Origin of the sequence: Qipengyuania huizhouensis, assembly GCF_019711635.1 — a bacterium.
Lineage (GTDB): Bacteria > Pseudomonadota > Alphaproteobacteria > Sphingomonadales > Sphingomonadaceae > Qipengyuania > Qipengyuania huizhouensis.
Map to the genome: position 1 here is coordinate 156,755 of NZ_JAIGNT010000003.1, position 12,918 is coordinate 169,672.

Annotated in this window: 14 protein-coding genes; 9 read left to right on the plus strand and 5 right to left on the minus strand. The window is 60.4% G+C overall.

The genetic code is table 11. From position 1 onward, the window contains the following. Nucleotides 1–6 precede the first annotated feature (6 nt). The gene (locus K3180_RS04880) at nt 7–1,161 is read right to left on the minus strand and encodes a copper resistance protein B (RefSeq protein ID WP_221538591.1); all 1,155 of its coding nucleotides are present in this window, start codon (nt 1,159–1,161) and stop codon (nt 7–9) included. After that, nucleotides 1,161–2,981 carry a copper resistance system multicopper oxidase gene (locus tag K3180_RS04885; RefSeq protein WP_221538593.1) on the minus strand — a complete coding sequence of 607 codons (1,821 nt, stop codon included), beginning with the start codon at nt 2,979–2,981 and terminating at the stop codon, nt 1,161–1,163. The genes K3180_RS04880 and K3180_RS04885 overlap by 1 nt, the downstream gene beginning before the upstream one ends. Nucleotides 2,982–3,074: 93 nt before the next feature. Here K3180_RS04885 and K3180_RS04890 point away from each other — a divergent pair, with 93 nt between their 5' ends. From K3180_RS04890 to K3180_RS04920, 7 genes are read left to right on the plus strand one after another with little or no spacing between them, the layout of a single operon-like run. Next, nucleotides 3,075–3,350: a metal-sensitive transcriptional regulator gene (locus tag K3180_RS04890; protein ID WP_221538598.1), complete on the plus strand. Its 276-nt coding sequence runs from the start codon at nt 3,075–3,077 to the stop codon at nt 3,348–3,350. After that, nucleotides 3,347–3,976 carry a DUF2231 domain-containing protein gene (locus K3180_RS04895; RefSeq protein WP_345719425.1) on the plus strand — a complete coding sequence of 210 codons (630 nt, stop codon included), beginning with the start codon at nt 3,347–3,349 and terminating at the stop codon, nt 3,974–3,976. The genes K3180_RS04890 and K3180_RS04895 overlap by 4 nt, the downstream gene beginning before the upstream one ends. An 11-nt stretch (nt 3,977–3,987) precedes the next feature. Further along, entirely contained in the window at nt 3,988–4,359 is a 372-nt protein-coding gene (locus K3180_RS04900; protein WP_221538600.1) for a hypothetical protein, read from the plus strand. After that, nucleotides 4,359–4,823 carry a DUF411 domain-containing protein gene (locus tag K3180_RS04905; RefSeq protein WP_221538602.1) on the plus strand — a complete coding sequence of 155 codons (465 nt, stop codon included), beginning with the start codon at nt 4,359–4,361 and terminating at the stop codon, nt 4,821–4,823. Before K3180_RS04900 ends, K3180_RS04905 begins: the two co-directional genes overlap by 1 nt. Nucleotides 4,824–4,862: 39 nt before the next feature. Beyond that, nucleotides 4,863–7,229, plus strand: a complete 2,367-nt coding sequence (locus K3180_RS04910; RefSeq protein ID WP_221538604.1) for a heavy metal translocating P-type ATPase — start codon at nt 4,863–4,865, stop codon at nt 7,227–7,229. 60 nt (nt 7,230–7,289) lie between these two features. Beyond that, nucleotides 7,290–7,460: an ion channel gene (locus K3180_RS04915; protein ID WP_247710319.1), complete on the plus strand. Its 171-nt coding sequence runs from the start codon at nt 7,290–7,292 to the stop codon at nt 7,458–7,460. Continuing rightward, nucleotides 7,461–8,087, plus strand: coding sequence for a DUF305 domain-containing protein (locus tag K3180_RS04920; RefSeq protein ID WP_221538606.1), 627 nt, complete (start codon nt 7,461–7,463; stop codon nt 8,085–8,087). Nucleotides 8,088–8,196: 109 nt separating this feature from the next. On the opposite strand, the gene K3180_RS04925 is transcribed toward K3180_RS04920, so the two are convergent. From K3180_RS04925 to K3180_RS04935, 3 genes are read right to left on the minus strand one after another with little or no spacing between them, the layout of a single operon-like run. Then, nucleotides 8,197–9,132 carry a hypothetical protein gene (locus tag K3180_RS04925; protein ID WP_221538608.1) on the minus strand — a complete coding sequence of 312 codons (936 nt, stop codon included), beginning with the start codon at nt 9,130–9,132 and terminating at the stop codon, nt 8,197–8,199. Further along, a complete protein-coding gene (locus tag K3180_RS04930; RefSeq protein WP_221538610.1) occupies nt 9,129–9,959 on the minus strand; it encodes a DUF5681 domain-containing protein in 831 nt (276 codons plus the stop codon). The genes K3180_RS04925 and K3180_RS04930 overlap by 4 nt, the downstream gene beginning before the upstream one ends. Then, nucleotides 9,959–11,287 carry a site-specific DNA-methyltransferase gene (locus K3180_RS04935; protein WP_221538612.1) on the minus strand — a complete coding sequence of 443 codons (1,329 nt, stop codon included), beginning with the start codon at nt 11,285–11,287 and terminating at the stop codon, nt 9,959–9,961. Before K3180_RS04935 ends, K3180_RS04930 begins: the two co-directional genes overlap by 1 nt. A 90-nt stretch (nt 11,288–11,377) precedes the next feature. On the opposite strand from K3180_RS04935, the gene K3180_RS04940 reads away from it, so the two are divergent. Together K3180_RS04940 and K3180_RS04945 are read left to right on the plus strand one after the other, a co-directional pair. Beyond that, nucleotides 11,378–11,722 (plus strand): helix-turn-helix domain-containing protein, encoded by a 345-nt coding sequence (locus K3180_RS04940; RefSeq protein ID WP_221538613.1) that lies wholly within the window; start codon nt 11,378–11,380, stop codon nt 11,720–11,722. Then, a complete protein-coding gene (locus K3180_RS04945; protein ID WP_221538615.1) occupies nt 11,719–12,549 on the plus strand; it encodes an ImmA/IrrE family metallo-endopeptidase in 831 nt (276 codons plus the stop codon). The genes K3180_RS04940 and K3180_RS04945 overlap by 4 nt, the downstream gene beginning before the upstream one ends. The last annotated feature ends 369 nt before the right edge of the window (nt 12,550–12,918 follow it).

Consider the following 12,918-nt stretch of genomic DNA (forward strand, 5'->3'; position numbering starts at 1 on the left):
CTCTCTTTAGAACCAGAATCGGACACCGACGACGTAGTTTGTCACGCTGGGATCTTCCCCTGCGAGACGCGCATAGTCCGCGCTCTGGCCAACTTTCCATTCCTGCTCTACCCCGATGTACGGGGCGAACTCGCGAGCGATTTCGTAACGGAGGCGCAGCCCCAGTTCGACCGAATCCAGGCCCGCACCGATGCCGAGCTCGGGAATGTCCTGAGCAGAAAGACTTACCTCAGCCCGAGGTTGCAGGAGAAGGCGCTGCGTGATGCGCTGGTCAAGCTCGCCTTCTACACTTGCAGTCAGGTCGCCCTTGTTTGACAGAAAAGCGGCTGCATCGAGTTCAAAAGTATAGGGTGCCAAACCCTGCACACCGATGACGGCATGGGTGCGCTCGGGACCGGTCAGATCCTGCCGGACGCCAACCTGAAGATCCCACCACGGTCCGATCGCGTGGCTCCAAAGTCCCTGTATCTCGGCGGACTCCAACTGTTCCCCGAAGGCGCCTTCGCCCTCGCTCTTGAACCAGAATTTGTCGGTATCGCCACCGTAGTAGCCCTGCACGTCCCAAAGATAGCCATCGCTATCTTCTCGCGCGCGATATTCAGCGCGGTCGCCCTGGAACCAGAACACCTTCATGCCGCCGTTCTCAGTGCGAAGGGCATTGCGCGAGGCTCGCATGGCATCGGCACCCCAGATCGCATCGGCAGCGCGTGGCGGACCCGATCCTGCCGCAGCCGGAGGCGCCCCTTCCGGGATGGGTGTCATGTCCATGGTACCGTGCCCCATCGCACCGTGATCCATGGTTGTCTGTTCGGGTTGCTGCGTGTTTTTATGGCCCATCGCGGAATGGTCCATGCCTTCCATCTTGGAATGATCCATGGTGGAGTGGTCCATGCCCTGCATCTGACTATGGTCCATCTGGGAATGGTCCATTTGAGAATGGTCCATGCCGGTATGGCCGTCCTGCGCAGGTTCGGTTGGTTGCGCTTTGGGCGCACACGCCCCCTCAGGCACCGAATGGCCCATAGCGCGGTGGCGTTCGGCCTCTTTTTCGCATTCGGTCTGAGCAGGTGATTGCGCGGAAGGCATCGCGTGGCCCGAATGGTCCTGTGCGATAGCGGGGGCGGCGGTGCTCACGAAGAGCATGGCGACAAGCAGGCGCATCAGTCTTCTCCCACCCGCTTCACATCGGGCTGGTTGCCCCGCGGCGCGACGGTCACGATCTGAAACATGCCAGAGTGCATGTGATAGAGCAGGTGGCAGTGGAAGGCCCAGTCGCCCTCTTCGTCGGCGGTAAGGTCGAAGGTAGCGCTGCCACCGGGCTGCACGATAACGGTATGCTTTTGCGGCTGGCGATCGGCAGGTGCACCGTTGACCAGTTCGAAGAAGTGCCCGTGCAAATGGATCGGGTGCGCCATCATCGTGTCATTGACCAGCTTCACCCGGACACGCTCATTGTAGGCGAAGCGGATGGGATCGTCGCTCACGGCGGTGAACTTCTTGCCATCGAACGACCACATGTAGCGCTCCATGTTGCCCGTCAGATGGATTTCCATCTGACGCGATGGGCGGCGCAAATCGTCATTAGATTCGAGCGCAACGAGATCCCTGTAATTGAGGACCTTGTGGGGTACGTTGTCCAAGCCAAGACCCGGATCGCCCATGCGATCGACAGGGTTCATCGACACCATGTCGATACCGGGGCCGATCCTTACGTCGGAAGGCAGCTTGGACGTGTCACGCATGTTCATGCCGCTCATATCCATCCCGCCCATCGGCTCGGCAGCGGCTCCTTGCGATGGCATGTCATGGCCCATGGCCGAATGGTCCATCCCGGCCATGTCACCACCGCCATGATCCATTCCGCCCGACCCGTGGTTCATGCCCATGTCCGCCATCGTCAGCAGCGGCGGGTCGCGCAGGGGCGGTACGCTTGCGCGCGCACCGGGGCGGGATGCCAAAGTGGCCACAGCCATGCCTGACCGGTCCATGCTCTCGGCGATGATCGTCCGGGCTTCGCCAGTCGGCTCGACAACGATGTCGTAAGTCTCTGCCGTGCCTATCTGGAATTCTTCAACTTCGACCGGGCGCACGTTCTGGCCATCGGCGCCGACCACCCAGAACTTAACCCCGGGAATACGAACATTGAAGAACGTCATGGCGCTGCCGTTGATTATGCGCAGCCGCACCCGTTCGCCGGGGTTGAAGAGATACTCCAACCCTTCTTCCGGTCCCCGCCCGTTGGCGAGATAGGTGTAGGTCGAACCCGTTACGTCCAGAATGTCGGTCGCCATCATGCGCATACGCGCCCACATCCTGCGGTCCTCGCCCGACAGGGGATAGTCGTCGGTCCAGGTATTCTGCTGGTAATTGAAGTAGCCTTCGCCCTTCTTGAGCTTGTCCATGATGGTATGTGGATGGAGAGGGGTGAATTCGCTCAGCAACAGGACGTAATCGCGGTCGGCCTGGACCGGATCGGTTGCGGCGGGTTCGACCACGATCGGGCCGTAGTGCCCCGCCTGCTCCTGCAGCCCCGAGTGACTGTGCCACCAGTAGGTGCCGCTCTGTCGCAGCGCGGGAATGTCATAAACGAATGTCTCACCCGGCTTGATCCCCGGGAAGCTGACGCCGGGAACGCCGTCGAACTGGAAAGGCAGCAGCAGGCCGTGCCAGTGGATCGAGCTGTCTTCATCGAGCGTGTTCGTGACCGCGAGCCGAACCGGCTGACCTTCCTTGAGGCGAACCAGCGGACCCGGCACGCTGCCGTTGACGGCGATCGCGTGTCCGCGACGCCCCTGCACGACGCGAGGCCCTTCGCCGATTGTCAGAGCGATGTCGCGGCCCGACACCTCGTCGAAACCGGGGCGGATAGATTCATTACCGTGCAGATCGGCACCGCGGGCCCAGGCAGGCAGGGCCAATGCACCTGCGCCCAGCGCTCCAGCCCCTAACAGTCGTCGACGTGAAACCAGCAATTCGGACATGGGTCTTGCAACTCCTTTGGCCCTTGTCATATATACCCCCCAGGAGTATTGCAAGATACCCCGCGGGGTATTGCGGCAGATGGAGTGCAAAACGTGTCAGCAACCGATGGTTCCCGCATCGTCAATCGTCTTCGCAGGATCGAAGGACAGGTGCGCGGCGTCGCGCAGATGATCGAGAACGATCGCTACTGTATCGACGTCCTTAATCAGGTGCAGGCAATAAAGGCCGCACTGGGTCGGGCCGAGAGCGAGATACTCAAGCGCCATGCTGCGTGCTGTGTGGCTGACGCGATTGCCAGCGGTGACGCTGACGAGCAGAAACAGAAGTTCAGCGAGCTGGTCGACCTGTTCGAGAAGGCAAAGCGGTGACTTCCGTTCTCCGCTTTTTCGCCAGCCTGGCCCTCTTCCTCTCGGCAACGGTTGCGTTCGCGCACGGTGACGAAAAGCACGGCGGCGAAGAGGCGCGTCCAGCGGCAAGCGAGGTCGCCCATGCTCAGCCCGGGCACGATATGGAGGCAACGGGAAGCGCTGCGATTTCGAATGAAGCCGTGGAAGGTCACGATGACGAGCAGGCTCAGAGCGAAGGTATCATCGGCGTTCTCAAGAGCCTGCATCCGGCAACGGTCCACTTTCCGATAGCGCTCTTCTTGATGGCCGCGCTTACCGAGCTGTTCGTTATGTCCCACCGTACACCCGAACGTGAAGCGGCCGTAAGGATCATGATCTTTGGCGGCGCTGCGGGAGGTGTCCTCGCCGCCCTCTTCGGGTGGATACACACTGGTCTGTGGTTCGGCGGCGATTTCGTCATGCAAGTCCACCGCTGGAACGGCATGCTGATTGCTGTCCTGGGCATTGCAGCAGCCTGGATTGCTTACCGCGCTTCAGGTTCGCGCGCTGCTCTGCGCGCATTGCTTTTTCCGATTGCCGCATTGCTCATTGTTCAAGGCTTCATGGGTGGAGAGCTCGCCCACGGACTCAATCATCTTAAGCTCTAAAGGAACCTCTCATGCGTCCCGTTACCCTCGCATTCGCTGGAAAGTTGCTTGTTGTGCCTTCCTGCCTGTTGACGCTTGCAGCATGCGGTGACCCCGAAATGCCGGTCGATGATGGAGCGCCGGCGGCTGAGACGACGATCGCTTCTCCCGCTGCGACCAAGCCCGAAGTTACGGCCACGCCCGCAACGGATGAGCCGATTGCCGTTCCTACCCAGGCTCCTTCGCCCAGTTCATCGCCCACTGCTTCGGCTCGCAAGGCCAGCCCTGCCCCTGTGGCGACACCTGCACCTGCCCCGACCGCAACGGCCGCTGCGGATCCGCATGCCGGGCACGACATGTCGAACATGTCGGAAGAGGACATGAAAACCATGGGACACGACTGATGAACTCGAATGGAAACAAGACCCGCCGCCCCTTTCTGCCCGTGCTCGGCACTGCACTTCTCGTAGCATGCACAGGCGCAGCTCAGGCTGCGAACTTCACCATGTACCGCGATCCCAGTTGCGGATGCTGCGAAGCCTGGGCAGCGCATATGCGCCACGGTGAAAAGCACGAGGTCGAGACGGTCGATCACCCCGACATGGCGTCGGTAAAGACTGAGCACGGCGTGCCAGATGACTTGCGTTCGTGCCATACGATGATCGCGGACGGCTATGTGATAGAAGGACATGTGCCTTCAACTGACGTCGAGCGCCTGCTCGCTGAAAGGCCCGAATGGGTCCAGGGTCTGGCGGTCGCAGGTATGCCGCTCGGCTCGCCAGGTATGGAAGCCGGGGGACGGACCCAGCCCTATCAGGTCATCGCTTTCGGCAATGGCCGCCGTGAGATTTTCGCGTCCTATCCCTGATCTCGATCACACACTCCTGCCACGCAGAGGAGGCCGACTATGAGCTGTTGCGATACCCATCACACGGAGGATGCGAGAGGGGAAGGCAGCGCGATCGATCCCGTCTGCGGCATGAGTGTTACGATCGAGGGCGCCACACATGTCGCTGAGCAGGATGGTGCGACCCACTACTTCTGTTCGGCGCGGTGCAAGGACAAGTTCGTAGCCGACCCGGAGCACTATCTTTCGGGCGCGCATCTCAATCAGGTTGAGGACGTTCCCGAAGGGACGATCTATACCTGTCCCATGCATCCCGAGATCCGCCAGGTAGGACCGGGAAGCTGCCCCATCTGCGGTATGGCGCTGGAGCCCGAGACGGTCAGCCTGGAGGATGGACCCGATCCCGAACTCGTCGACATGACGCGGCGCTTCTGGGTCAGCACGCTCTTCACCTTGCCGTTGTTCGTCTACGCGATGAGCGACATGGTACCCGGGATCAGCTTCGACCGGCTGATCGAGCCGGCAAGTGCGCAATGGGCCCAACTGTTTCTCGCTACACCGGTGGTGCTGTGGGGTGGCTGGCCTTTCTTCGTGCGGGCGTGGCAATCCATCAAGACCCGCAATCTCAACATGTTCACCTTGATCGGTTTCGGTGTTGCGATTGCCTTTCTGTTCAGCCTCGTCGCGACGCTCCTGCCCGATATATTCCCGCCCGCCTTCCGCGATCACTCTGGCCACGTCGGTGTCTATTACGAGGCGGCGGCGGTCATCACCACACTTGTCCTGCTCGGCCAAGTGCTTGAACTCAGGGCGCGCGGCTCGACATCGAGCGCGCTGCGTGCGCTTCTAGAACTCGCGCCGCCGACAGCGGTCAAGATATTCGGGGCCGGCGACGAGCGCGAAGTGTCGCTCGACCATTTGGCGAGCGGTGACCTGCTCCGCGTCCGCCCGGGTGACAAGGTACCGGTCGATGGCGAGGTGACCGAAGGCGCGAGCTCCATCGACGAGTCCATGATCAGCGGCGAGCCATTGCCGGTTTCCAAGAAGGTCGGCGACCAGGTGATCGGCGGAACGGTCAATCAGACGGGTGGCTTTGTGATGCGCGCTGGCGCAGTCGGTAAGGATACGATGCTGTCCAAGATCGTCCAGATGGTTGCCGAGGCACAGCGCAGCCGGGCACCGATCCAGCGCCTGGCCGACCAAGTCGCGGCCTGGTTCGTGCCTGCAGTGGTCGTGATAGCGGTCGTTACCTTTATTGTCTGGGCAATCTGGGGGCCTTTCCCGGCGCTGGCCTATGCACTGGTCAATGCGATTGCGGTCCTCATCATCGCCTGTCCTTGCGCGCTAGGACTAGCTACGCCGATGTCGATCATGACCGGCACCGGCAAGGGCGCCCAGCACGGCATCCTCATTCGCAACGCCGAGGCGCTCGAGACGCTTGAAAAGATCGACACGCTGGTGGTCGACAAGACCGGCACGCTAACAATGGGCAAACCCGATCTCGTAGCCGTGACCCCTCGCGATGGTCTTGATGAAACGGATTTCCTTTCCGCCGTCGCAGCAGTCGAAGCAGGAAGCGAACATCCTCTCGCCCACGCCATCGTGGAAGGCGCCAAGGCACGAGGAGTGACATTCCAAGCTGCGTCGGATCTCTCGTCCACCACCGGTGAGGGTGTCGAAGCCCGCGTAGGATCGCGCATGGTTGCTATCGGCAACGAGAAACTCATGCGTCGGCTGGGTATCGAGGATCCGGAATGGCTCGGTTCGGCAGAGGCAGGCCGCGCACAGGGCCAGACGGTAATGTTCGTCGCCATCGATGGTGCACCGGCAGGACTTATCGCGGTCGCCGACCCGATCAAGTCGACCAGCGCTGCGGCCATCCGGGCGCTGCACGAGCGCGGAATCGACGTGGTGATGCTCACTGGGGATAGCCGCGCCACTGCCGAAGCCGTGGCGCGCCAGATCGGTATCAACGAGGTCGAAGCCAACGTTTCGCCGGAAGACAAGCATCGCAAGGTCGAGGCTCTCAAGGCTTCAGGCAAGCGCGTTGCTATGGCCGGGGATGGCATCAACGATGCGCCTGCGCTGGCGGCTGCGGATGTCGGCATCGCGATGGGAACCGGTACCGATGTCGCGATCGAGAGCGCCGGCGTCACTCTGGTCCGCGGCGACCTCACCGGTGTACTCCAAGCCATCGTCCTGTCGCGCGCCACCATGCGGAACATCCGTCAGAACCTGGTGTTCGCCTTTGGATACAACACGCTCGGTATCCCTGTAGCAGCCGGTGTGTTGTTCCCTGCCTTCGGCCTCCTTCTCAATCCGATGATCGCAGCCGCCGCGATGAGCCTCTCGTCGGTCTCGGTCATTGCCAATGCCTTGCGGCTGCGTGGGCTAAGGCTTCCGACATTGGCCGAAGGTCAGAAATGATCGCGGCTACGGCAATCGGAAAAGCTTGGCGGGTTCGCAAAGGAACCGGCCATGTCGGCCATGGATTACGATTACTTCGCCTTGATCACCGTGACGACGGTGGGCTTGGGAGGCATCTATCCGACCGATCACCTCAGGGAGATTGCAGGCATTGCGTCGCTGACGGGTTTCATCCTGATCAGATGCACGGCCCAGTACGTATACAAGACCATGAGCCAGCAGGAGGATTGAATGGCCGATAACCAGGACCCGGATCACCAGCAGCACCACGGCGGTGGGGGCAATTACTGGCGCTTCATGGCGATGGTGGCCACTTCGACCGCGATCATGTTCGGCCTGATGTATCTAAATACGTACGAGCTCGATCACGTATTCTGGAGCGAGACCCGCTTCTGGATGACTTTTGTGATGGGCGGCATGATGATGATCGTAATGCTTCTCTTCATGTGGGGCATGTACAAGGACAAGACCAAGAACTTGATCATCCTGGGCGTCGGTGCCCTGACCTTCGCGGTGGCGCTGTGGCTGGTTCGCAGCCAGGCGACCGTCAACGATGAAGAATACATGGCAGCGATGATCCCGCATCACTCGATCGCCGTTCTGACAAGTTCGCGAGCAGAGATCACCGATCCGCGTGTTCGCAAGCTCGCAGACTCGATCATCGAAGCGCAGGTCAAGGAAATCGCCGAGATGAAGATGCTGATCGAAGACATCGAGACCAATGGTGAGATGGGAGATGGCACCCCTCTCCCGGCACGGACTACCGACCTGACCCCGGAACTCTTGGAGGAGGCCGAAAAAGCGCTCGAGCGCCCTGTAGGGCCGGACGTACGTGAAGAGGTCAAGTTGGGCGACTGATATTCTTCGAACCGTGGTCGGACGGATCAGTGACAGTCATCCCGACGACCGGCAGCTTTTGGAGATCGACTGCAGTTTCGTGAATGACCGATATGGGGGCGCAAAGCAGTCACAACGACCTGACGAGTTTGCGAACTGCCGACTGCCAGCCCGGTAAGTGCGGTATCCGCTGAACGGAACCATCGCGGCGCTTGATAAGCTCCGTTCGGCTGAGCTGCGTGAGTTGCTCCCAGTTCTCCTTGAACATGTAGAGTGCGTTGCCGTACTCGAGGTTCTCGAGGACCACCAGGCGATCCCCGAACCGCGCACCGAAATAGCGCGCGAACCTGCCCTTGCCGACGATGAATCCATCATGTCCGAGCTGATCGAGTACGTTTAGCCTTTCCTGTGCGACCTTCAGCGTTTCGGGATCGATCGAGCCTCGGGAGAAAATGTGCGCAAGCACGCGATCGGTCGAACCGGGGGGTAGAAGTTCCCAATCAACGTGTTGCATTCTGGCAAACTCCTCGTCGCTGAGATCCGCGTCGAAGACATGAGCTTCACCCACCGCTTCATTTAGCAGGCGCAAGTTGAACCGCAGATCAGCACCGAATGCTAAGTCGTTCCGCAGCAGCGGCTGATCTACACGGAACCGTACCAGGGCGGCGTCCGCGAGAGGTTCGAGGACGGTCGTCGAGATTGTCAGGAGCCTAGCCGGATGCCGTTCGACCGGATACGCCTCGATCTCGCGCGTGACGAGGTGATAGCTCCCGCTGTTCCAACTCGGTGCCCAGGTGGACACGTGGCGCAATTCCTTGGGGAGGTCGGTGCGTTTTTCATTCCAACCATCGAGATTGCGTCGGGCATAGACGCCGGACGAAGGCGGAAGAAGGACGGGGCCTCCTGCTTCGATCCTGCCCTTCTCAACGTGCAGTCCAAGATCCGCGTATGCTCCTACGTCCGCCAATCTGACCACGAAGACTACGGCCACGACCACACGATCTCCGGTGATGCGCTGGAGCTCGCTCTGGACGGTCTTCGACAACCTGACTGGTCTGGGTGTCATTGGCCCTCACTCCCGTCGCGGCTATCCACAAGTCCTGGATAGAAGCGATCTTCGAGACGGCGCTTGTACCGGTCAGGAAGCGGCTCGTTCATGCGATCGTACATCTCGGTGTATCGTTGCCAGAAGCTTGCCGTCGATCGCATGTGCTCGAGCGGTGGTTTCTTCATCGTAGCGCACTCGCGGTAGCTATTCGCATGCATCGTAACGTCGGTCTGGAGCTCGTCGCGGAACTCGAGCATGCGGTCCCACTTCTTCTTTTCCTCTGGCGTCATCGGGCCCTCGTACCGAACCTCTGCGCGACGCATGTCGAGGATGACGTCTTCGGGGTGCGGGACCACATCGGGCTCCGGCAATCCGTGCTTTCGCGCGTGCTCGAAGGCCTGCTGCCACCCGACCTTGTATTCGCAGGCGGTCTCGAACAGGCTTGACCGCAGACGGCGATCCTCTTCCTCGATCCCCCTGACGAGTTCTGCCATGGTCGCTTGCGCCAAACGGTTGCCCTTCATCGCCGAGACCCCCAGCGAGCGGAACACCGCCTTGATGACCGGCAGCTCGACGATCTGGTCGCCTTCGCGGACGCTGATTGTGCGATACGCTTCCTCGAGCAGCATCTGGTTCGCGGGTTGGGTCCCGAAGTCGAGACCCTGGCCCTTCGGCACCTTGTTGAGGGCGCCCTTAGGCCGCCCTCGAGGGTTGCCCGAACGACCTTTTTGGAAGCGATGTGCAACCGGCGGCTTACCGTACCCGACCTCGAACGAGCGAGACTGACGGCCGCTATCACTGGCGCGCTCTTCATCGGCTTTAGTGAGCCTGGACTTGCTCGCCATTACGCAGCCTCGCTCGCAAGCTCGACCCCGAGCCGTGCCTCGGTGAGCGCTTCGAAGGTCTCGCCGGTGACAGCGAACGTTGCGCGTTTGCCGGTGTAGGCTTCCCAGCGTCGCACGATCGTGTCGCAATAGAGCGGGTCGTATTCGATCAGGCGCGCCGAACGCCCGGTCTTCTCTGCAGCGATCAGCGTGCTACCAGAGCCACCGAAAGCATCGAGGACGATTTCGCCGCGGCGCGAACAGTCGCGGATCGCGTCGGCGATCATAGCGACCGGTTTGACCGTCGGGTGCATTGCCAGTTCGTCCGAGCGGTTGGCGCCGATCGAGCTAATCCCGGCATAGTCCCACACATTGGTCCGGTAACGGCCGGTCTGACCCAGCCCGAAACTGTTGGTGTGCTCTGCGGTCCCCTTCTTGAACACGAACACGAGCTCGTGCTTCGAGCGATAAAAGGCGCCCATGCCCCCGTTGGTCTTGTTCCACACCACGAGGTTCTTGAGCTCGGTGAACGCCTCTTCGCCAGCGGTGAGCAGCTCGCCCATGTGGCGCCAGTCCATACAGACATATGCGATCGCGCCGTCGCGCATGACCGAAGTTACGTTCCCGAGCGTCTCCGACAGGAAGGCGGTGAACTGGGTGCGGGTCATCTCTCCGCTCGCGAACGCGAACTCACGGTGCTTGACGGTACCAAGTCCGCAGACGTTGCCGTCGATCTTCACGTTGTAAGGCGGATCGGTGAACACGAGGTCGGCCCGTCCGCCGTCCATCAGCGCTTCGAAGTCCACCGCACTCCGGGCGTCTCCGCACAACAGCCGGTGACGTCCCAGATGCCAGATGTCCCCGTTGCGCGAGACTGGATTGCCGGAGGCAAACTCTACCGCATCCTCAGGCGCATCTACGCCGTCCGGGTCGGCCTCGCCGGCTTCCTCGATAGCGAAGTCGACCTCGGCAAGACTGAACCCTGTCAGATCCACATCGAACTGGAGATCGACCAGCGCCTGGAGCTCAATGGCAAGTATTTCCTTATCCCACCCGGCATTCAGTGCGAGTTTGTTGTCGGCCAGGACATAAGCGCGCCGTTCAGTCTCGGAGAGGTGCGATAGCGCAATGGTGGGCACGGTCTTCCACTTGAGAAGTTTGGCCGCTTCGACCCGGCCGTGGCCCGCGATGATCTCGCCGGCGTCCGAGATGAGCACCGGATTGGTGAATCCGAACCGCTCGATCGATGAGGCAATCTGCCTGACCTGCTTTTTGGAATGCGTCCGCGCGTTGCGTCCATAAGGACGGAGCGAAGTGATCGCCCGCTCGATAATTTGTGTAGTTCCCATTTCGACCCCGAATCGCTTTGACCGAAGATGGTATTATAGAATGAACGCTTGCAATTGTCAACCTACGGCGTATAATATCGGCATTCTCGATTGAACGGACCTCCGATGAGCTTCGCCAGCAAGCTGCACGACCTGCGCGTTGCGCAGCGCCTCTCCCTCCAGGATGTTGCTAATGCCGTCGGCATATCGAAGGCCCATGTCTTCAATCTCGAAAAGGGCATCACCGCGAACCCCTCGATGGACCTTGTAGTTAAGCTCGCCGAGCTCTTTCGCGTGCGCGTGGCCGATCTGGTGGGAGAAAATCCTGACAGTGCGGATCAGCCGGCCGAGATGGTCGCCCTGTTTCGTGACCTCAAGAACCTCGATCCTGGCGATCGTGAAACCATCAAGATGATGATGGAGACCCTGAAGAAGAAACGGGAACGAGACGGTTGACGCTAAGCCGGATGGAGCTCGACGGGGTCGGTTCGCCCTCTGCGCTGGCGGCCCGAATTCACCAGCTTGATCCCGATCTGCCGCTCGATTTCTCTATCGAAGAGGTGTGCCACCGGCTCGATATTTCGGACATTGTGGATCAGCCCGTAACCTCGTTCGCTGCGATGCTGCTGATGCATCCCGACAGGGCATGGGGTTCGATCGTCGTAGCTGAAGGCACCTCTCCCCGCAGGCGGCGTTTTTCGATTGGGCACGAACTGGGCCACTTCCTGATCGGCAGTCATCGACCGGGCGACGGCGATCAATTCGCGTGCTCGCATGCCGACCTTCACCTCGCTAATTCTCGCGAAGCTAACCGGGCAAGGAAGATGGAAGTCGAGGCAAACCGCTTTGCCGCTTCACTTCTAATGCCACCGAAGCGGATCAGGTCCAATCTCGGGAGCCGACAGCCGGATCTGAACGAGGTTGTCAGACTGGCCCGCGAATTCAATGTCAGCAAAGCCGCGATGGCGCGCAGCTACGTTGACGCGCATCGCGAAACACTTGCCCTCATCGTCGTAAGGGATGGCCGGCTCATTCAAGCCCATCGGCCCGATGACTTCCCGTGGATAGCACCTAGGATCGGCGAGGCTGTCCCGATGGAATCGATCGCCAATGGCCACCAGCTTCTGCCAGGCCAGGCGTCCGAACTAGAGGAGTGTGAGCCGGAAACGTGGCTGAGCTCTAGCGCTGCGCGAAAGACCGAATTGTTGAGCGAGCAGGTGCTTTCCCAATCCGACGGGTGGGCGATGATCCTGCTGCACGCGGAAGGTGTCGAGACCGACTAGGCTGGGTCAACAGGCCCGTTTGACCGCGCTCGATCGATACGCTGTTCCGCCAACAGCATTTCCCTGATCCGGAAGATTTGAATCCCTGTTCAAGCGAATAAGTTCCCTGTTCTGCGCTCAGGGAATTTTGCCCCGGAAGTCACGTAATTCCGCGGGTTTTAAGACCTTCAAAGCGGCGGATTAGACCAATAAAATGGATTTTCCCTGTAAATTCCCTGTAAAACAGGGAAATCAGGGGTGAGACGGGTTCGGTTCAGACTGCGTCGCGCACCAACAGCCCTTTTCCCGGTATTTCCTTGAAATCCGCCGGTTGGCACAATTTTCATTGTCGGCTCTACGAACTTTCGCTTATCATACCGCCGGTTAAAC